This window comes from Solwaraspora sp. WMMA2065, from assembly GCF_030345075.1.
Taxonomy (GTDB): Bacteria; Actinomycetota; Actinomycetes; order Mycobacteriales; family Micromonosporaceae; genus Micromonospora_E.
The window spans coordinates 1,169,764-1,190,441 of sequence record NZ_CP128361.1 but is presented as its reverse complement, the minus strand read 5'-3'; the positions used below and the strand labels follow the sequence as shown (position 1 = coordinate 1,190,441).

Annotated in this window: 17 protein-coding genes and 1 pseudogene; 1 reads left to right on the top strand and 17 read right to left on the bottom strand. The window is 71.9% G+C overall.

The window, feature by feature from the left end:
* Positions 1–40 precede the first annotated feature (40 nt).
* The 6 genes from O7610_RS05515 to ald form a co-directional block, all read right to left on the bottom strand.
* A complete protein-coding gene (locus O7610_RS05515) occupies positions 41–781 on the bottom strand; it encodes a pseudouridine synthase (protein ID WP_281554655.1) in 741 nt (246 codons plus the stop codon).
* Positions 768–1,586 (bottom strand): SMC-Scp complex subunit ScpB, encoded by an 819-nt coding sequence (gene scpB, locus O7610_RS05510; protein ID WP_289212748.1) that lies wholly within the window; start codon positions 1,584–1,586, stop codon positions 768–770. Before scpB ends, O7610_RS05515 begins: the two co-directional genes overlap by 14 nt.
* Positions 1,583–2,461, bottom strand: coding sequence for a segregation and condensation protein A (locus O7610_RS05505; protein ID WP_289213568.1), 879 nt, complete (start codon positions 2,459–2,461; stop codon positions 1,583–1,585). The genes scpB and O7610_RS05505 overlap by 4 nt, the downstream gene beginning before the upstream one ends.
* A 117-nt stretch (positions 2,462–2,578) precedes the next feature.
* Positions 2,579–3,508 carry a ParA family protein gene (locus O7610_RS05500; protein ID WP_281554653.1) on the bottom strand — a complete coding sequence of 310 codons (930 nt, stop codon included), beginning with the start codon at positions 3,506–3,508 and terminating at the stop codon, positions 2,579–2,581.
* A gap of 240 nt (positions 3,509–3,748) precedes the next feature.
* The gene (locus O7610_RS05495) at positions 3,749–4,729 is read right to left on the bottom strand and encodes a site-specific tyrosine recombinase XerD (protein ID WP_475051275.1); all 981 of its coding nucleotides are present in this window, start codon (positions 4,727–4,729) and stop codon (positions 3,749–3,751) included.
* Complete coding sequence (gene ald / locus O7610_RS05490) at positions 4,726–5,841, bottom strand: alanine dehydrogenase (RefSeq protein ID WP_281554651.1); 1,116 nt, start codon at positions 5,839–5,841, stop codon at positions 4,726–4,728. Before ald ends, O7610_RS05495 begins: the two co-directional genes overlap by 4 nt.
* 259 nt (positions 5,842–6,100) lie before the next feature.
* Between ald and O7610_RS05485 the strand changes: the two genes are divergently transcribed.
* Positions 6,101–6,352 (top strand): TM2 domain-containing protein, encoded by a 252-nt coding sequence (locus O7610_RS05485; protein WP_278168812.1) that lies wholly within the window; start codon positions 6,101–6,103, stop codon positions 6,350–6,352.
* Positions 6,353–6,467: 115 nt separating this feature from the next.
* Here the strand turns inward: O7610_RS05485 and O7610_RS05480 are convergent, their stop codons facing one another.
* The 11 genes and pseudogenes from O7610_RS05480 to O7610_RS05430 all read right to left on the bottom strand — a co-directional run bounded on the left by O7610_RS05480 (position 6,468) and on the right by O7610_RS05430 (position 20,654).
* Complete coding sequence (locus O7610_RS05480; protein WP_281554650.1) at positions 6,468–7,121, bottom strand: NUDIX domain-containing protein; 654 nt, start codon at positions 7,119–7,121, stop codon at positions 6,468–6,470.
* Entirely contained in the window at positions 7,121–8,821 is a 1,701-nt protein-coding gene (pyrG, locus tag O7610_RS05475; RefSeq protein WP_281554649.1) for a CTP synthase, read from the bottom strand. The genes O7610_RS05480 and pyrG overlap by 1 nt, the downstream gene beginning before the upstream one ends.
* Positions 8,822–8,974: 153 nt before the next feature.
* Positions 8,975–11,107 (bottom strand): annotated as a pseudogene (locus O7610_RS05470) (hypothetical protein); the annotation flags it as partial.
* Positions 11,107–12,300: a glycosyltransferase family 4 protein gene (locus tag O7610_RS05465; protein ID WP_281554647.1), complete on the bottom strand. Its 1,194-nt coding sequence runs from the start codon at positions 12,298–12,300 to the stop codon at positions 11,107–11,109. The gene O7610_RS05465 and the pseudogene O7610_RS05470, both read right to left, overlap by 1 nt.
* Entirely contained in the window at positions 12,297–13,946 is a 1,650-nt protein-coding gene (murJ, locus tag O7610_RS05460) for a murein biosynthesis integral membrane protein MurJ (protein ID WP_281554646.1), read from the bottom strand. Before murJ ends, O7610_RS05465 begins: the two co-directional genes overlap by 4 nt.
* Positions 13,947–13,959: 13 nt before the next feature.
* A complete protein-coding gene (locus O7610_RS05455) occupies positions 13,960–14,817 on the bottom strand; it encodes a hypothetical protein (RefSeq protein WP_281554645.1) in 858 nt (285 codons plus the stop codon).
* A 26-nt stretch (positions 14,818–14,843) separates the two neighbouring features.
* On the bottom strand, positions 14,844–15,779 hold the full coding sequence (locus O7610_RS05450; protein WP_281554644.1) for a copper transporter: 936 nt from the start codon (positions 15,777–15,779) through the stop codon (positions 14,844–14,846).
* 50 nt (positions 15,780–15,829) lie between these two features.
* Positions 15,830–17,008: a putative cytokinetic ring protein SteA gene (gene steA / locus O7610_RS05445; protein WP_281554643.1), complete on the bottom strand. Its 1,179-nt coding sequence runs from the start codon at positions 17,006–17,008 to the stop codon at positions 15,830–15,832.
* A gap of 96 nt (positions 17,009–17,104) precedes the next feature.
* Positions 17,105–18,862, bottom strand: coding sequence for a DNA repair protein RecN (gene recN / locus O7610_RS05440; RefSeq protein ID WP_281555565.1), 1,758 nt, complete (start codon positions 18,860–18,862; stop codon positions 17,105–17,107).
* Between the two features lie 47 nt (positions 18,863–18,909).
* Complete coding sequence (locus O7610_RS05435; RefSeq protein WP_370461427.1) at positions 18,910–19,839, bottom strand: NAD kinase; 930 nt, start codon at positions 19,837–19,839, stop codon at positions 18,910–18,912.
* Entirely contained in the window at positions 19,836–20,654 is an 819-nt protein-coding gene (locus tag O7610_RS05430; protein ID WP_281554642.1) for a TlyA family RNA methyltransferase, read from the bottom strand. The genes O7610_RS05435 and O7610_RS05430 overlap by 4 nt, the downstream gene beginning before the upstream one ends.
* Positions 20,655–20,678 lie beyond the last annotated feature (24 nt).

Genomic DNA, 20,678 nt, shown 5'->3' with positions numbered 1-20,678 from the left:
CACCTGCCGAGTGCCCGCTTTCCGGGTCCATCATGCCTGGTTAGTCGCTGACGGCCGAGAAGAGGGCGGCGACCTCCGCGTTGTTCAGCCGCCGGGTCCGCCCCGGCCGCAGGTCACCGAGCCGGATCGGCCCGATGGCGGTCCGCACCAGTCGCGAGACCGGGTGCCCCACCTCGTCGAACAGCCGACGCACGATGTGGTTGCGCCCCTCGTGCAGCACCACCTCGACCTGCGCGGTGCGACCCAGGGTGTCCAGCAGCGCATACTTGTCCACTTTGGCCGGCCCGTCGTCGAGATCGACACCGGCGAGCAGCCGGCGGCCGACCGCCCGGGGCACCGGGCCGGCAATCTCACACAGGTACGTCTTCGGCACCCCGTACGACGGATGCATCAGGCGGTGGGCCAGCGTGCCGTCGTTAGTCAGCAGCAACAGTCCCTCACTGTCCGCATCCAGTCGGCCGACGTGGTAGACCCGCTGGTCAACCCGGTCGAGCAGGTCCGACAACGCGGTACGACCCTTTTCGTCTGCCATGGTGGAAACCACGCCGCGGGGCTTGTTCATCGCCAGATAGGCGAGCCGGTGGTCGGCGACGACCCGTTCGCCGTCGACGTGGATGACCGCCGTACGCGGGTCGACCTTGTCGCCGAGTTGAGCGATGCGTCCGTCGACCGTCACCCGGCGTCGGAAGATCAGATCCTCGCAGGCCCGCCGCGAGCCGACTCCGGCGGTGGCGAGCACCTTCTGCAGACGCTGTACACCGCTGTCGTCATCGCTGGGCATCGGCAATCTCTTCCACGTCGTCGGGCAGGAACGGCGCGAGCGAGGGTAGCTCCTCGACGCTGTCCAACCCCAGTTTCTCCAGGAACAGCGTCGAGGTGCGGTAGAGGTAGGCGCCGGACTCCGGCTCGCTGCCGCACTCCTCGATCAGGCCACGGGACAACAGGGTACGGATCACCCCGTCGCAGTTGACACCCCGGATCGCGGAGACCCGGCCACGCGTCACCGGCTGCTTGTAGGCGACCACGGCGAGGGTCTCCAGCGCGGCCTGGGTCAGCCGTGCCGACTGCCCGTCGAGTACGAACCGCTCCACGTACGGCGCGTACTCCGGACGGGTGTAGAGCCGCCAGCCGCCAGCCACCCGACGCAGGTCGAAGCCGTGACCGGCCGCTGTGTAGCCGGCGGAGAGGTCGGCGAGGACTGCGGCGATCCGGTCGGTGGGCTGCTCCAGCACCTGGGCCAGGACCACCTCGGCGACGGGTTCGTCGACCACGAGCAGGATCGCTTCGAGCGCGGCGCGCAACTCGGCGTCGTCGAGCAGCGCCAGCGCCTCCGGTCGGACCGGCGACGGCCCGACCACCGGTGTCGGCCCGGCTGTAGGCGGCGGTTCAGCGGCTGGCACCGGCTCGGGCGCCGGCGGCGGCTCGGGGGCCGGCTCCGCCGCCGGGACCGGTTCAGGCTCGGGGGTCGGCGGCGGCTGCGGTTCGGGCGCGGTGGCATGTTCCGCTGGTACGGGGGCCCGCGCCCACGGTGGCACCCAGGCGGCCGCCTGCTCGGCGAGCGAGTCGGACTGCTCGTCGGTGCTCACGGGGTCTCCTCCTGCACGGCGTCCGGCTGCACGGCCTTCAGCTGGGTGACCGGTGCCGCGGCGGCGTCCCGTTCCTCCGGGTGGCCGGCGTACTCGTCAATGGTGAGCTCCCCGCCGCCGTCGGCGCCTCCGGTCCAGCGTACGGTCAGATCCCCCAGGGCCTGCTCCTGGCTGAAGCCGACCAGACCCTCCCGGTAGAGCTCCAGCAGCGCGAGGAAGCGTGCGACGACCTCCAGGGTGGACTCGCAGTCCAGGCACAGCGTCTGGAACGTCGCGGTGCCCATCCGGCGCAGCCGGTCACGCAACAGAGTGGCGTGCTCCCGCACGCTCACCCGGATCTGGTGCACGTGGTCGATGGAGACGACCGGTGCGACGCGTGGCGTCATCGCCCTGATCGCGAGCTTCGCGAGCCGCTCCGGACCGATACCGAGCACCAGCTCGGGCAGCGCCTGCGCGTACCGCTCCTCCATGGTGACCGAGCGGGGATAGCGGCGGGCCCCAGCGGTCTCCAGCTCGGCGATGTGCGCCGCGGCCTCCTTGAACGCCTTGTACTGCAACAGCCGGGCGAACAGCAGGTCCCTGGCCTCCAGCAGAGCCAGGTCCTCTTCGTCCTCGACCTGGGCGGCGGGCAGCAGCCGGGCGGCCTTGAGGTCGAGCAGGGTCGCCGCGACGACCAGGAACTCACTGGCCTCGTCCAGGTCCCAGTCGTCGCCCATCGCCCGGATGTAGGCGATGAACTCGTCGGTGACCTGGTGCAACGCCACTTCGGTGACGTCCAGCTTGTGTTTACCGATGAGCTGCAGCAGCAGGTCGAACGGTCCGATGAAGTTGTCCAGCCGGACGGTGAATCCGGTGCTCTCGCCGGGCAGGACCACCCCGGCGGCGTCGCCGGAGCCGGGTGCCGTCCCGGCAACCTGCCCAGCTGTCACGTCGACCGTCGGAGCGCTCACCCGTCGACCGTAGTCCACCTGCTCGACGAGCTGCACCGCAGGTTAGCGCTCCGCCTGGTGCGCGATGACCTCGCGGGCCAGCTGCCGGTAGTTGCGGGCGCCGGACGAGGCCGGGTCGAGACTGGTGATCGGTGCGCCGGCCACCGTCGACTCGGGGAACTTCACTGTCTTGGTGATGACCGTCTGGTAGACCTTGTCGCCGAACGCCTCGACCACCCGCTGCAGCACCTGCCGGCAGTGGGTGGTGCGGCTGTCGTACATCGTGGCGAGGATGCCTTCGAGCTCCAGGTCGAAGTTGAGCCGCTCGCGGACCTTGTCGATGGTGTCCAGCAGCAGCGCCACCCCACGCAGGCTGAAGAACTCGCATTCCAGGGGGATCAGCACACCGTGTGCCACGGTGAGCGCGTTGATCGCCAGCAGACCGAGCGAGGGCTGGCAGTCGATCAGAACGAAGTCGTACTCCTTGCGGATCGACTTGAGCACCCGGGCCAGGGCCATCTCCCGGGCAACCTCGTTGACCAGCTGGATCTCCGCGGCCGACAGGTCGATGTTGGCCGGCAGCAGGTGCAGACCGGCGACGTCGGTCTTGATCAGCACGTCCTCGGCAGTGACGTCGTCCTGCATCAGCAGGTTGTAGACCGACAGATCGAGGTTGTGCGGGTTGACCCCGAGCCCGACCGACAGCGCGCCCTGCGGGTCGAAGTCGACCAGCAGCACCCGGCGACCGTACTCGGCCAACGCGGCACCGAGGTTGATCGTCGTGGTGGTCTTGCCGACGCCGCCCTTCTGGTTGGCCATCGCGATGACCCGCGCCGGGCCGTGCCGGTCGGTCGGCATCGGCTCGGGGATCGGCTTGCGCATGGTGTAGGCGGTCGGATCGGCGGGACCGAGCTCCGCGCTCAGATCGAGCCCTGCCTGTTGTTCGCGGAGCGTCGAGGTCCACGCCTCGGCACGGTCACTGTTGCCCGCCATGTCCTGTGCGCCCCCTCCCGACGACTGCTCGGCGCCGGAGCCGACCGGCGTCTGCAGCGGCGTCGCCGCTGCGGGGCCTTCGCCTGCCGCCGTACGAAAGCCGCGCCGTTGCCCGACTGTACGCCACCCGGCCGGGGTGCGGCGGACACCGGTCCGGCGTGTCGACCCGGCATGACCCGGGTACGCCCGACGCCCGCACCCGCATCCGCCTACGGATCGACCGCAGGCTCGCGGAACGGGTCAACCACGGGCCCGCGGATGCGCGGTGGCGTAGACCTCGCGGAGCCGGTCGACGGTCACCAGCGTGTAGACCTGAGTGGTGGTCACCGACGCGTGGCCGAGCAGTTCCTGGACCACCCGTACGTCCGCGCCGCCGTCGAGCAGATGGGTGGCGTACGAGTGCCGCAGGGTGTGCGGGGAAACCGGATGTGCCCCGCTCACCGGCAACCCGGCGCGCTCAGCGGCGCGCCGCAGCACCGTCCACGCGCTCTGCCGGGACAGCTGCCCGCCCCGCGCGTTGAGGAAGACGGCCGGGCTGCCCCGGCCCGCCGCCACGAGTGCCGGCCGCACCCGGGTCAGATAGGCCCGCAGCGCGTCGGCCGCGTACCCGCCGACCGGGACCACCCGCTGCCGGCCGCCCTTGCCACGGAGCAGGACCGTCCCGGTGTCCAGGTCGAGGTCGTCGACGGCGGCACCGACCGCCTCGGAGATCCGCGCCCCGGTGCCGTAGAGGAACTCCAGCAGTGCCCGGTCGCGTACGGCCAGCGGCGGCACCGGACCGTCCACCGCGCCGGCGGCGGTCAGCAACCGTTCGACCTGGTCGACGTCGAGCGCCCGGGGCAGCCGGCGCGGCGGGACGGCGGGACGGACGTCGCGGCCGGCGTCGGAGTCGGCGTGTCCCTCCCGGACGGCGAACCGGTGCAGCCCGCGGATGGCACTGGCGGCCCGGGCGGTGGACGCGGCCGACAGCGGCGGCTGCCCGTCGGCGCCGGCCCGCAGCGCGGCGAGGTGCCCGGTGATCTGCACCGGCCCCACCTCGGCAAGTTCAGCGATCCCCAGGTGCGCCAGCGTGCCGAGGTAGCGGTCCAGGTCGCGCCGGTAGGACCGGAGGGTGTGCTGGGACAGCCCGCGTTCGACGGTCAGGTGGTCCAGGTAGCTGCGGACCGCGTGCCGCAGCGCAGGGGCCGGCGGCACCGTCTGCGGCGGCGCGTCGCCGGTCAGCCCAGCACCTCGGCCAACGACCGGCTGCTCAGGCCATGTGCCTCGGCCACCGGACCGGAGGTGATCTCGCCGTCGTGGGTGTTCAGACCGGCGGCGAGAGCCCGATCGTGACGCAGCGCGTCGCGCCAGCCCCGGTTGGCGAGTTCGAGGGCGTACGGCAGGGTGACGTTGGTCAACGCGTACGTGCTGGTGTGCGGGACGGCGCCGGGCATGTTCGCCACGCAGTAGAAGACCGAGTCGTGGACCGGGTAGACGGGTTCGGCGTGGGTGGTGGGCCGGGAGTCCTCGAAACACCCGCCCTGGTCGATCGAGATGTCGACGAGCACACTGCCGGGCTTCATCCGGGACACCAGTTCGTTGGTGACGATCCTGGGTGCCTTCGCTCCGGGCACCAGGACCGCGCCGATCACCAGGTCCGCGTCGATCACCGCCCGCTCGACCTCGTAGGTGTTCGACGCGACCGTCTTCATCCGCCCCTGGTGGATCGCGTCCGCCTGACGCAGCTTGCTGATGTCCCGGTCGAGCAGCAGGACGTCGGCGTGCATCCCGGCCGCGATCACGGCCGCGTTCATCCCGGACACCCCGGCCCCGATGACCACCACCTTCGCCGGGTAGACGCCGGGGACCCCGCCCATCAGCACGCCGCGGCCACCGCCGGGACGCATCAGGTGGTACGCGCCGACCTGTGCGGCCAGCCGACCGGCGACCTCGGACATCGGTGCGAGCAGCGGGAGGGAACGGTCGGCGTTCTCCACCGTTTCGTACGCGATTCCGGTGACCCGTTGGCGCAGCAGGGCGTCGGTGCACTCTCGCGACGCCGCGAGGTGCAGGTAGGTGAAGAGGACCTGGCCGGGTCGCATCCGGTGGTGTTCCTCGGCGACTGGCTCCTTCACCTTGAGGACCAGGTCGGCACTCGCCCAGACGTCGTCGGCGCTCGGGGCGATGCTCGCCCCGGCGGCGGCGAACTCGTCGTCGGTGATGGCGGATCCGACGCCGGCGCCGGTCTCCACCGTCACCTGGTGACCGGCCCGGGTGAACTCGTGCACCCCGGCCGGGGTGATCGCCACCCGGTACTCGTGGTTCTTGACCTCGCGGGGAATGCCAACCTTCACGTCGCCGTCACCTTTCCGCGGGCCACGCTGCCCGAACTTGTCTCCCGGCGAAGTCTAGATCCGGTCGACAGGTCCGACAGCCGGCACGTTGACAGTCGATGACGGCACGGCTTGACGGTGTGTCATTCCGAGCGACCACCGCCCAGGCGATCACATGGAGTGAAGGCCAGGGACCACCAGGTGAGCGCGGTCCGCGGTTTTCCCAGGATCCGGACCTTCGCTGCGACGACCTGGACCAAGGTCACTACATTGCCGCTCCATGACCTTTCCTCAGCATCCTGGCGCCGGTGGCGTCTCCGACAAGAGCAAGATCATCGCCGGGGTCCTCGGCATCCTGCTGGGCGGCTTCGGCGTCGGCCGGTTCTACACAGGCCACACCAAGATCGCCGTACTCCAGTTGGTCGTCAGCGTCGTCACCTGCGGCCTCGGTTCGCTCTGGGGCCTGATCGACGGGATTCTCGTCCTGGTCAACGGCGGCACCGACGCCCAGGGTCGGCCGCTACGCGACTGACCACCCGACCGCTCGGCGACCACCGCGTAACCGGTGGCCGAGCGGAGATAGCGACAAGCCGAACGGCGGTCGGGCGGACGACATCCGCGCCGGCCGCCGTTCGCCGGCCGCCGGGTCAGCGCGCCGCGCCGCCGGGCGGGCGCGGGGCAGGTTCGGTGACGGCACGCAACGCCGCCCACCCCGTCTGCCGGGCGCAGGCCGCAGCCAGCAGACCGGCTACCGCCGGACCGTTGGTGATCTCGCCGCCCAGTACCATCCGGACCGCCTCGTCGAGGTCGACGAGGTGGACCTGCAGCTCCGCCTCCTCGTCGTGGCGATGGTGCCGGTCCTGCTCCGGCACCGGGGTGAGGTCCCGGGCGAGGAAGATCCGGACCGTCTCGTCCGAAAATCCCGGCGACGGGTGCACATCGACGAGCAGATCGAGTCGACCGGCGGTCAGGTCGGCCTCCTCGACGAGCTCCCGGTGGGCGGTGGCGGGCAGTTCCTCCCCGGCGACGTCGATCAGGCCGGCGGGAAGTTCCCACAGCTGCCGGCCGACCGGATGGCGGTACTGACGGACCAGCACCACCCGTCCGGCCTCGTCGAGCGCGACCACTGCGACCGCGCCGACATGCCGTACGTAGTCCCGCCTGGCCACACCGCCAGCCGGCATCGTCACCTCGTCGCTGACCACCGAGAAGATTGGGCCGGAGAACCGGTCGGTCCGCGACAGCACCCGGTAGACGTGACCGCCCGAGCCGTCTTCGGCGTCCGGCCCGTGCTCCCGCATCAGGCCTGGCCTCCGGGGGCCGGCGCCAGATCCACCGGCAACTGGTCGGCCTCCGAATACGTGATCACCGCACCGACGAAGGCATGGAACAGCGGATGCGGCCGGGTCGGGCGGCTCTTCAGCTCCGGGTGGGCCTGAGTGGCGACGAAGAACGGGTGCTCAGCCCGGTCCAGCTCGACGAACTCGACCAGCCGGCCGTCCGGCGAGGTGCCCGAGATCCGCAACCCGGCTTTCTCCAACACCTCCCGGTACGCGTTGTTCACCTCGTAGCGGTGCCGGTGCCGTTCACTGACCTCGGTCGCCCCGTACGCCTGCGCGACGATCGAGCCTTCAGCCAGCAGCGCCCGGTACCCGCCGAGGCGCATCGTGCCGCCCATGTCCCCCTTGCCGGCGACGATCTGCTCCTGGTCCGCCATGGTCGCGATGATCGGGTGTTCAACCTCCTCGTCGAACTCGGCGGAGTTGGCACCGGCCAGACCGGCACCGTTGCGGGCCACCTCGATCGCCATGCACTGCAGGCCGAGGCAGAGCCCGAGCACCGGGACGCCGTTCTCCCGCCCGTACCGGGCCGCGCCGATCTTGCCCTCGATGCCCCGCACCCCGAATCCGCCCGGGATCACGATCCCGTCGACCCCGCTGAGCGCGGCGGCGGCACCGTTCGGGCTGACACACTCGTCGCTGGGCACCCACCGGATCTGCACCCGCGCCCGGTGCCCGAAACCCGCCGCCCGGATCGCCTCGGTCACCGACAGGTACGCGTCCGGCAGGTCGACGTACTTGCCGACCAGCGCCACGGTGACGGTGTGCCGCGGATGGTGCACCCGCTCCAGCAGGTCGTCCCAGCTGGTCCAGTCGACGTCGCGGAAGGACAGACCCAGCCGGCGCACCACGTAGGCGTCGAGGCCCTCCCGGTGCAGCACCTTCGGGATGTCGTAGATGCTCGGCGCGTCGGGGGCGGCGATGACCGCTTCCCGGTCCACGTCACAGTAGAGCGACAGCTTGTGCTTCAACTTGTCCGGGATCTCCCGGTCGGAGCGGCACACGATCGCGTCCGGCTGGATACCGATGCTGCGCAGCGCGGCGACCGAGTGCTGCGTCGGCTTCGTCTTGAGCTCGCCGGACGGCACCAGGTAGGGAACCAGCGACACGTGCAGGTAGAAGCAGCGGTCCCGGCCGACGTCGTGACGGACCTGGCGGATCGCCTCCAGGAACGGCAACGACTCGATGTCGCCGACGGTGCCGCCCACCTCGGTGATCACCACGTCCGGGATCAACCCGTGCTCGTCGGGCTCTCCCATCGCCCGGATCCTGGCTTTGATCTCGTTGGTGATGTGCGGAATCACCTGCACCGTGTCGCCGAGGTACTCGCCCCGGCGTTCCTTGGCGATGACCTCGGAGTAGATCTGACCGGTGGTCACGTTGGCCTTGCAGGACAGGTCACGGTCGAGGAACCGTTCGTAGTGCCCCACGTCGAGATCGGTTTCGGCGCCGTCGTCGGTGACGAACACCTCACCGTGCTGGAAGGGGTTCATCGTGCCGGGGTCGACGTTGAGGTACGGGTCGAGCTTCTGCATCACCACTCGGAGTCCGCGAGCGCTGAGCAGGTTGCCCAGACTGGATGCGGTCAACCCCTTGCCGAGTGAGGACGCGACGCCCCCGGTGACGAAAATGTGCCGTACCGTCTGTGTCGAAGGGGCCAAGGCGTGCTCCCGTGGGTCGTCTGACTGGTCGTGCAGACCGGCGCGTCACTGATGAAGCTGCTGGCGCGATCCACGGGACTCCACGGTAACACCTGCCGAAACAGCGGACCCGCTGACCTCGTCGGGTGCCTTTGCCGGGCTCTGCTCGGCCGGGCCGGGCGGGCCCGTCTGGCCGGTGGACGGTCTGGTCCGGTCCGCCGAGTGCCCGAGCACCCGCAACGCCACCAACGCGGCCAACGGCACGGTCACCGCCGCCGCCGCACCGGCCACGTCCAGCGCAGAACCCGCAAGACCGCCGCCGATCACCGACGACACGGCGATGCCGGCCATCGCCGCCCGCACCGCCGGATAGATGCCGAACAGCCGTTTCAGCCCGCCCCACGGCTGCAGCAGGGCGAACCACACGAGTACCGCCGCGACCAGCGTCAGCACCGTCAACGGGCTGCTCAGCAGGGCCGACATGTTGGCCGCCGAGGAACGGTGCAGGGTGAGCCCGCCGGTGCCGTCGGCCAGTGCGGTGAGGAACCGTCCCAAGCTGCCCCGTTCAGTCTCCGGCCGCTGCAAATCGAGCAGTGCGAAGCCGGCGGTCACCAGCAGACTCGCGACCGTCGCCCACGCCACTCTGGGCACACTCAGCCAACCCCCGGTGCTGATCGCCGCCGTGACCGCCACTCCGGCGGTCAACGCGATCGCTCCGACCGGGTCGGCACCCAGGTAGGGGCTGCCGACCAGGATCACCGCGGCACCACCGATGGTGACCACCACCGTCACCCGGCAACCACGCCGGACCCGCTGGGCCAGACAGCCGGCGGCCAGCAGGGTGCCGGCGATCAGCACCCCCAGTCCCACCGTGCCGAGCCCGGCGTAGCGACCGCCTTCGGAGGCGGAGTATCCGGCTACGCCGTTGAGTTGCAGCCTGGCGCCGGTCAGCACGTCGGCGGCGACGACCGCCGCCGCGATCGTGGCGACCAGCGTCATCGGGGCGAGCGTGCGTCGGTAGGAACGGCTGATCCGGACCGCCGCCGTCGCGGCGGCGACCACCAGCACCGTCGCCACGGCCAACGCGGGGCCGGGCCGGCCGCTGCGCCACCAGGGCACCACCTCGGCGAGCAGCGCCGCCGGGATGGCGAGCGCGGCCGCGATCAGCAGGACCTCCATGACGGCGTTGGCCCGCCGAGTGACCGGGTCCGGGCCAGGCCGCCCTGCGGTGCGGCGCACCCGGCGCAGCAACGGTACGACGGCCACGGCGAGTGCGGTGTGGAACCCGGCGAGCAGGCCGAAGAACCAGACCGCGGCGCGCCGCTGGGCGCGGGCCTCCCGGTCCGCGTCGGCCGGGTACGCGATCGCCGTCGCGAGGTCCTCCGGCCGGCCAGGTGCCGAACTCGCCGGCTGGCCGATGAACAGCCCGTCGGGTTGATCCCGGTCGAGCACGTGCAGCGCGGTCGGTGCCAGGTCCACCAACTGCAGGTAGCCGTCCCGGCCGGTGGTCGGCGACGTCATCCAACCCGTCTCCCAGCCGGGACCGTCGGCGACCGCCACGTGCAGCCGGGTCGGTGCGCCGGTGTCGGCCAGCCCGGCGACCAGCACGAGTGAGCGCTGCGGGCGAGCCGCCAGAACCCGCGCCAGCGTCTCGTCGGCCCGCCGTGCGGCGGCTGCCCGTTCGGTCGGGTCGGAACCGGCAACCACTCCGGCGTCAACGACGCTCAACACGCAGGAGGCGAGCAGGTCCGCCGGGTCCGGCGGGAGCTGCGGCTCGTAGCGGTCGACCCGGCCGAAAGGCCGGGCGGCGGTCAGCGCGGCACCCGGCCCGATGGCCACCGTGCACCGCACCGACTCGGCCAACGCGCCGGGCACCGCACCCCAGGTGAGACGTTCCTGATTGAGGCGCACCGTCGCGGGCTGCGAGGTCAGGTATCCACCGATGCCGTCAGGTTGCTCGACGGCGATCTGCGCCAGCGGGCAGGTGCCGTCGCCGGTGGTGCCGGTGATCCCGTCGTACGCCGCGTAGTTGCCGGCACCGAGGGTGACCCACCCGTCGGCCGGACAGGTCGGCCGCTGCGCGGACCGCACCGCCAGTGCGGCGATCGAGCCCTGCTCCGCCAGCCGCCACAGCGTCGGCGTCGTCCGCCGGTCGACGTCGTCCCAGCGCAGGCCCGGCACTCCGACAATGACCACGTAGTCCGCGCTGCGACCGGAGGTACCCACCGCCGGCCGGTCGGCCAGTGCCGCCACGCCGGCGGCCAGCAGCATCGACGTCAGCAGCAGCGGCACGATCCGGTGACGCATCAGCCGCTCCCGTCCACCGGTCGGTCGTCGCGGTCGGTCGGCCCGGCACGGCGGCCCGGCACCGACTGCCCGCCGGCTACCTCCCGCCCGCCGGTCAGCTCCCGGTAGACAGCGCGGACCAGGTCGAGACTGTCCGCGTCGCTTGGCCAGCCGGCGGCTCGCCGGGGTCCACGGTCGGCCAGGTCGGCCCGCTGCTGATGGTCGCTCAGCAACTCGCGCACGGCGCCGTCCAGCGCGGCCAGGTCGCCGGGTGGAATCAACCGGCAGGCGTCGCCGACCAGTTCGGGCAGCCCGCCGACCGCGGTCGCCACCAACGGTACGCCGGCCCGCAACGCCTCCTGGGCGAACAACTGTCGAGCCTCCCAGTCGCTGCAGACGACCGCCAGGTCGGCGCCGAGCAGCAGGTCGGACACGTCATGACGGTGGCCGAGTAGGGTGACCGGTGCCCGTACCGCCGAGATCTGCGCCGCCAGGGACAGGTAGCTCGGCCCGGTGCCGGCGATCACCACCTGCGCCGGTGGAGTCAGTTCGCGCCATCCGGCGGCGGCGTCGACCAGCAGGTCGTAGCGCTTCTGCGGGTGCAGCCGGCCGACCGAGAGCACCAGCGGTTGATGGGCGCCGACACCGAATTCCGCGCGCACTGCGGCACGGCTGCGTCTCGGCGCGGGCAACTCCGGCGCCGCAACCGGGCCGAGCCTGGCGTCAGGCGCGCCGAGCGCCACCGCCCGCTCGACTAGGTCGGCCGAGGCACCGAGGGTCACCCGGGCGGCCCGCGCCACCCGCCGCTCGACCAGCCGCGCCAGTCGACCCCGCAGCCCGCCGACGAGGATGCTGTTGTGCCAGGTCACCACGATCGGCGCGGACGGTCGGGCGAGCGCCGCGACGAACCCGGCGCGTAGTCCGTGCGCGTGCACCACGTCGACCCCGTCGGCGAGGACGCGGCGGACCGCGGTCACCGCGCGGGCGTCGGCCAGGGTCGGGTTGGCCGGGATCTCCACCGGGACGAACCGGGCACCGGACGCGGTGAACCGGAACTGCTGTTCGACGGCGAGCGGACCGCACACAATCACCCGCGCCCCGCCAGACACCAGGCCCCGGCTCAGGGATGCGACGTGCTGGCCGATACCGCCCGTGCTGGAGCCGATCAGCAGCAGGACCGTACCGGCCCAGCGATCGTCCGTCGGATCACTCACCGCGACTCCGTCCCCTTCCCGTCCCGTCGCCGGCCGGCCGCCAGCCGCCGGGTCCGGCGCACCGCGCCAACGACCATCGGCCGCAGATCGTGGCGGTCCGCAGGCAGGGACACCGCGAGAAAGACCGCCAACCCGGTCGCCCCGGACAGCATGCCCTGCAGCAGCACGCCGGGCACGCTCGGGGTGGTCGACCCCGGCCCGGTCAGGTACGCCACGCCGGCGCCCGCAGCCGCCGCGACGACGCCGGCTACCAGACCGGTCGCCACCGCCCGGCCGAGCCCGGTCAGCGCGGCGCCACCGGCGACCCGGCGCAGGGCCGCGACCAGCAGCAGCCCCATCACCGACATGCCGAGCGCGTTGGCCAGCGCCAAGGCGAAGACCCGGTCGCGGTCGGGCAGCACCAGTGACAGCACCGGGGCGGCGACCATCACGCAGCTCCAGCCGGCGGCCACCGCTGCGGTGGCAGGTGCCGGGCGGCCGGCCGCGTACAGCGCCCTGGAGCCGATCGCGAACATACCGTAGCCGATCAGGCCCGGAGCGAAGCCGGCGACGCCGGCGGCCAGCGTCCCGGCCTGCCCGGCCGGGACCAGAAAGGCCGCAGCCGGGACGCAGACGGAGACCAGGACGGCCGCGCCGAGACAGCAGAGCAGGACCACGCCGCGCAGGGCCGGACCGAGGTTGGACCGGTACCCGGCGATGTTCCCGTGGCTGTGGGCTGCGGCCAGGGTCGGGTAGGCGGCGGTCGCCAGCGGCACCGCGAGCACCGACCAGGGCAGTAGGAACACCGTCTGGGCCAGCATGAACAGCACGACGCTGCCCTGCGGCGCGCCACCGGCGAAGCAGAGCCAGACCGCGACCAGCACGGCGACCTGCTGCGCGCCGACGGTGACCGCGCCGGCCGCCGCCAGCCCGCCGACTGCGTCGCGGGCCGCGCCGACGAACCGGAGGCCGGGTCGCAGCCGCAGACCCAGTGGGCGCAGCGGCACGAACAGGCACAGCGACAGCACGGCCACCCCACCGGTGGTGCCGGCGGCCAGCAGCAGCTGGCCTGACGTACCCACCCCGGGCAGGTCGGCCAGCCGTCCCTCGGTGGCGGCGAAGGTCAGGTAGGTGCCGATCACCGTGACGCTGGACAGCAGCGGGGCGATCACCGGCCAGGCGAACCGGTGGTGTGCCTGCAGCACTCCGGTGAGCACCACGGCGATCCCGTACAGCGGAAGTTGCGGGGCGAACAGCCGCAGCATCAGCGTGCCGGCGTCGATCTGCGCGGCACCGGCGTCGGCGGCGAGCAGCCGCACGATCGGCCCGGCCGCGAACGCGAGCAGCACCGCGAGCGGGATCAGCAGGCCGAGCGTCCAGGTGAGCAGCGCTGACGTGGTCGCGGACACGGCGGTACGGTCACCGGCGGCCACCGCACCGGCGAGCAGCGGCACCACGAGGCTGGCCAGCGCTCCCCCGGCGACGATCTCGAAGATGATGTTGGGAATCGTGTTGGCGGCAGTGTAGATGTCACCCAGCGCGGTCGGCCCCACCGACCAGGCGAAAACCGCGGTACGGCCGACCCCGGCCAGCCGGCTCGCCACGGTGAGCACCGCGATCAGCGCCGCGGCACCGGCGACCCGGGTGCCGACCGCCGAATTGGTCATTGCCGCGTCCTGGTCAGGGTGTCCGGCGGCCGAGGGCGTCGAACTCACGCAGGCCGGGGGTGCGTGCGATCACCTGGGTGAAGCTGACCCGCTCGCTCGCCGCCGTCAGCCCGGCGAGCCCGGCGAGCACGACCGCGCGGCCGACCGGCCCGGTACGCTGCGCGACGGCGACCCCGAGCAGGGCACCGAGCGCATTGGCGCCGCAGTCGCCGAGCATCACCTGCTCGTCGAGATCGTCGCGGAGCAGCCCGAGAACCGCACCGCTGGTCCCTGCGGCGGTGCCCGCCGTCAGGCCGGCCAGCAACGGGGCGGCGATCAGCAGCCCGGCCTTCGCCGCTCGCCCGGGCCGCAGGTCCAACAGGTTGACCAGGTTGGCGGTGCCGGCGATCACGCCGGCGCCGAGTAGTGTGTCGGCCGCCCGGAGGACCGGTCGGCGGGCGGTGTCCCGGCGGTCCACGGCGAGCAGCGCGGCCGCGACGGTGGCGGCGGCGCCGACCCCCACGATCTTGACCAGCCCGCTGGTCACCCGGCCCGACCGCAGCGCCGAGAGATGCCCGGCGAAGCCCTTGGCCGCCCGCTGGTCCGGTCGGGCGCCGACGATGTCGTCGTAGAGCCCGACCGCTCCGGAACCGGCACCGGCGACCAGCGCCGCCGCTGCGGCGGGCGGGCTCGCGGCTCCGAACGCGGCGGCGGTCGACGCGGCGGCGGCGAGCGCCGGTCCGCCGGCGAGGCTCACCGAGCGGCCCCGGAAGTTGGTGCGCTCCAGTGCGCCACGGGGTGCGACCCGCTTGGCGGTGCGCAGTGCGACGCGGGCTGCGACGGTGCCGGCGGCACCGAGCAGTAACAGGCTCAGCGGGCCACGGTTCGACATCAGGGGCTCACTCCGTCGACAGGGCGCTATTCAGGACGTTTCGGCATCAACGACGTGGCACCCGCGCCGAGCCCGTAATGCCCGGCCTGGTCGAGCGTGAACTGCTCGGCCACGGCGAGCGCCGTCACCGCCTGGCCGGCGGTCGTGTTGCCGTTGTCCACGGTCGAGATCGACTGGGTCAGCGTGGGGTCGTTGCGGACCGCGGAGATCAGGTTCCCGTCGCTGGAGCCGGTGCCAGCCACCACGACCTGGCTGACCCGGTCGAACTGCACCACCATGGTGACCACCGCGGCGTCCTTCTTGGCGGCGTCCCGGTCGACGTACGGCTGCCCGCTGACCACGACGACCGCTTCGGCCGGTCCGGTGACCTCCTGCTCGACGGTGATGTAGCCGGCGTCGCCGTACGCGTCGAGCAGCGCCGCGAGGTCCGCCGGTTCGACCGCCGGCGGCTCCTCCCGGTCGACCAGCGCGCTGGCCAGCAGAGCGCTGGAGGTCTCCACCCCGTCGCTGTTGCCGGGCAACCCGGTGGTGGGGATGGTGGGGCGGGCCGCCGCCGTGGCGAGCTCCAGCAGCTCCACGCTGTTGTCGGGGTTGACGAACTTGTCCTGCACGTCGATCCGGCCGGTCAGCGTCGCTCCGGCGAGGTCGAGCGCGGCCATCACGCCTTCAGCGTGGTCCCGACCGCTGGGCAGGCAGATCACCAGCAGCCGGCGGCCGGCCAGCTTGTCGGCGAGCAGGATCGGCGCGGCCTCGGCGACGAAGTCCTCCTCGCGGTTGACCTCCTCGCGCAGCGAATTGACTGTCTCCCGCAACTGCGTGTTGTCCTTGCGGAGCGCATTCACGTTGTCGCTCAGAGAATCGGCAACCGGGCCGTTCAGCGCAGCGGTGCCGACCACGAGGCCGATCGCCAGGGCGAGGAACACCGCGGTGAGCGACACCACGTGGTAACGGAAGTTGATCACACTTGCCGCCTTCTCCGATCCGTCTGCGCTGACCAGAAGTTTCGGCCGCGCTAGAAGAGCTGACCCAACTGGAAGACGAAATTGTCCCACCACTCGGATGCCACCCCGAGATAGGCCTTACCGACCGTGGAAACCGCCACGGCGGACGCCATCGCGGCGATCGCGGAGAGCACCAACAGCAGCAGCGACGAGCCGGAAATGCTCTGCCGGTACAGCCGGCTCACCCCTTTGGCATCGACCAGCTTACCGCCAACCTTCAACCGGGTCAGAAAAGTGGAGGCCATCCCGCCCCGCCCCTTGTCGAGGAACTCGACAAGGGTGGCGTGGGTACCGACCGCGACGATCAACGACGCGCCCTTCTCGTCGGCGAGCAGCATGGCGAGATCCTCGCTGGTAGCCGCCGCCGGGAAGGTCAACGACTCCACCCCGAGTTCGCGGACCCGGTCCATGCCCGGCGCCCGGCCGTCGCGGTAGGCGTGGACGACCACCTCGGCGCCGCAGCGCAGCACGTCGTCGGTGACCGAGTCCATGTCCCCGATGATCATATCGGGGGTGTAGCCGGCCTCGACCAGCGCGTCCGCTCCCCCGTCCACGCCGATCAGGACCGGCTTGAACTCGCGGATGTACGGCCGCAGCACGTCCAGGTCTGCCTTGTAGTCGTAGCCCCGGACCACGATCAGGCAGTGCCGGCGGGCGATCCTGGTCTCGATGTCCGGTACGCCGACCCCGTCCAGCAACAGGTCCCGTTCCTGTTTGAGGTACTCCATCGTGTTGGCGGCGAACGCCTCCAACTGGACCGAGAGTCCTTCCCTGGCCTCGGCCATCGCCCGGGCGACCGAATCTGCGTCCTGGCGTACCCCGGACGTCACCTGGTCGTCGCCGACGAAGACCTCGGCACCGTCGACCCGCACCGTGTCGCCCTCGCGGATCTTCTCGAACGCGTCCTCACCGAGGCCGTCGACCAACGGGATACCGGCCTGGATCAGCACCTCCGGACCGAGGTTCGGGTACCGGCCGGAAACCGACGGCTTGGCGTTGAGGACCGCGGCCACGCCGACGGCGACCAACGAGTCGGCCGCGACCCGGTCCAGGTCCACGTGGTCGATGACCGCGATGTCACCCGGCCGGAGCCGACCGACAAGGCGCTTCGTCCGGCGATCGAGCCGTGCCGTGCCGGAGATCGTTCCAGGCTCGGGATTACGAGCCCGGCGCAAGGTGGGTAAACGCATCCCTACCATCCTGGCATGTTGGGCGGTGAACACCGACACGACATGCCCGCTGTGCCACTACCGGCAGGTCAGACACACCGGGCCGACCCCGACAGGTCAACCCCGTCGATCGCGAGCGGCGACCGCGAGCAGCTCCTCCGCGTGCGCGAGACCCAGATCCGAGTCGGGTAGCCCGGCGAGCATCCGGGCGAGTTCCCGCGCCCGGTCGGTGTCCTCGACCATCCGCACACCGCTGGTCGTCACCGCCCCCCCGGTGTCCTTCGCCACCACGAGATGCCGGTCGGCGAACGCCGCCACCTGCGGCAGATGCGTCACCACCAGCACCTGATGGCTACGGGCCAGCCGGGCCAGCCGACGACCGATCTCCACCGCCGCCTGCCCACCCACCCCGGCGTCGACCTCGTCGAACACCAACGTCGGCGGGCCTCCGGCGCCGGCGAACACCACCTCGATGGCAAGCATCACCCGGGAGAGCTCACCGCCGCTGGCCCCCCGCTGCAACGGCAGCGGCGGCGCACCCGGATGCGCCAGCAACCGCAACTCGACCTCGTCGGCGCCATCCGGGCCGACGCCGGCGTCGACACCGTCGACGGTCAGCGTCGGCTCGCCCCGGCCCGCCGGCCGGGCGAGCACCGCGACCTCGATCCGTGCGTGCGGCATGGCCAGCCCGGCCAGCTCCACGCTCACCAACTCGGCGAAACGCGCCGCCGCCTGTCGGCGGGCCGCCGACACCCGGGCCGCCAGCTCCGCCACCTCGTCGGCCAGTCGGGCACGTTCCCGGTCCAGCTCGTCCAGCAGCTCGTCGGAGGTGTCCAACTCGGCCAACCGGGACCGGGCCCGCTCCGCCCAGCTGATCACCCCGTCCACGTCGTCGGCGTACTTGCGGGTCAGCCCACGCAGCGCCATCCGCCGCTCGTAGACCACCTGCAGCCGCTGCGGGTCGGCGTCCAGTGCCGCCAGGTACCCGGACAACTCCGCCGCCACGTCGCCGACCAGGGTCGCCGCCTCGGTCAGCCGGGCCGCCAGCTCACCGAGCGCCGGATCCACGGCGGCCTGTGCCTCCAACGACCGGCGGGCGGTACCGAGCAGACCGGTCGCGTCCGGCGTGTCGTCGGCCGGTTCGGTACCGCCGGCGAGAGCGAGGGCGGCGAGCTGGGCGGCGGTACGCAGCCCTTCGGCGTGTTCCAGCCGTTGCGCCTCGGCCTTGAGTGCGTCCTCCTCGCCCGGCTGCGGATCGACCCGGGTGATCTCGTCGAGACCCAGCCGGAGCAGGTCCGCTTCCTGGTTACGCTCACGGGCGTTGCGCCGCCGGTCGGCCAGGTCGTCGCTGATCTGGCGCCACCGGCCGTACGTCTCCCGCATGGCCGCGAGCAGCTTGTCGTGGTCGGCCCCGGCGAACCGGTCCAGCGACGCCCGCTGCTCAGCCGGGCGCAGCAGCCGCAACTGGTCGGACTGCCCGTGCACGGCGACCACCTGAGCACCGATCTCGCTCAGCACCGACACTGGCATACTGCGGCCGCCGATGTGCGCCCGGGACCGACCTTCGGCGGTCACCGTTCGGCTGAGCAGCAGAACATCGTCCTCGTCAGGCTCGCCTCCGGCGTCGACGACCCGCTCACGCACCACGGCTCCGCTGGCACCAACCAGCCGCAGCCGGCCCTCGACGACCGCCCGGCCAGGATCCGCTCGGACCCGCCCGGCGTCGGCTCGGCCACCGAGCAGCAACCCGAGCCCGGTAACCACCATCGTCTTGCCGGCCCCGGTTTCACCGGTGATCACGTTCATGCCGCCGGTCAACGGCAGCGTGGTGTCCTCGATGACGCCCAGCCCGGTGATGCGCAGCTCTTCCAGCACAGCCACCGACAGTAGTAGCGGGCCGCGACGTTGACTACCCGGGGCGGTCAGCGCCGGTTACCCCGCCAACCGTTGACCGGCAGATCGAACTTGGCGACCAAGCGGTCACTGAACGGTCGCGGATGCAGCCGGACCACCCGCACCGGCAGGTCGCCCCGTTGGACTGTCACCCGCGCGCCGGGCGGCAGGTCATAGACCCGCCGACCGTCGCAGCAGAGCACCGCGAACGTGGTGTACGGATCGACGGTGATGACGAAGGTGGAGCTCGGCGCGGTCACCAGCGGCCGGCTGAACAGCGCGTGCGCGCTGATCGGCACCAGCAGCAGCGCCTCGACCTCGGGCCACACCACCGGACCGCCGGCCGAGAACGCGTACGCGGTCGACCCGGTCGGCGTGGCGCAGACCACCCCGTCCGCGCCGTAGCGCGACAACGGTCGGCCGTCCACGTCGACCATCAGCTCCAGCATCTGGGCGCGCTGCCCCTTTTCGACACTGATCTCGTTCAACGCCCACGAGTCGATGGTGACGCCGTACTCCAACTCGGCCCGCACATCCAGGGTCAACCGTTCGTCCACCGTGTAGTCCCGGGCCACCACCTGCCGGACCGCCCGGTCCAGATCACCGATCTCCGCCTCGGCCAGGAACCCGACCTTGCCGAGGTTGATCCCGAGCAGCGGGGCCTTCGCCGGGCGAGCCAGCTCTGCGGCGCGTAGGAAGGTACCGTCACCGCCGAGCGCAAATACGATCTCCACCCCGTCGGCAGCCGCCGGACCACCGACCGGGTGCACCCCGGGCAGATCCAGATCGTCGGCCTCCTCGGCGACCACCCGTACCTCGAAACCCGCCTCGATCAGGTCGGCGGCGACGGTCCGGGCATGATCGGTGCTGCGCCGCCGACCGGTGTGGGTGACCAGCAGCGCCGCTCTGGCACCGCGGGGTGCCACCGGCGCCCCGCCGGTCGGGACTGTCGCGTTCACCGCGCTCCACCTTCTTCCGTGGCCGGACCGGCGTCGACGATAGCCCTCACCCGGAGCGGGTCGACGGGCGGCGCGTCGGCCCGGAACCAGACGAAGAATTCCACATTTCCCCGCGGACCGGGTAGTGGACTGGCGACCACCGCAGACACGCCGAGGCCGAGTTGGGCACCGGCCTGCGCGACGGCGAGCACCGCCTCGGCCCGCAACTGCGGATCGCGCACCACCCCACCGGAACCGACCCGCTCCCGGCCGACCTCGAACTGTGGCTTGACCATCAGCAGCAGATCGCCGTCCGGCTCGGTGCAGGCAACCAACGAGGGAAGGACCAGCCGCAACGAGATGAACGACAGATCCGCCACGGTCAACCCGGCCGGGCCGCCGATCCGGTCGGCGGTGAGGGTACGGACGTTGGTTCGCTCGTGGACGCGTACCCGTGGATCGCCCCGCAGCGACCAGGCCAGCTGTCCGTAGCCGACGTCCACCGCGACCACCTCGGCCGCGCCTCGCCGCAGCAGCACGTCGGTGAAGCCGCCGGTCGAGGCCCCGGCGTCCAGGCAACGCCGGCCGGTGACCGTGACTGCGGTCCCGGTCAGGGCGCCGATCAGCTTGTGCGCACCCCGGGAGACGTAACCGTCCGCCGGGTTCTCACCGAGCAGCCGGACGGCCTCCGCCGGGTCGACCATCGCAGCGGCCTTCACGGCGGCGACTCCGCGCACTTCCACCCGCCCGGCCGAAATCAACTCTGCGGCCTGTTCGCGGGACCGCGCGAGCCCGCGGCGGACCAGCTCCACATCGAGGCGGTTACGGCGTGCCATGCGACTCCGGGGAGGATCTCGGCC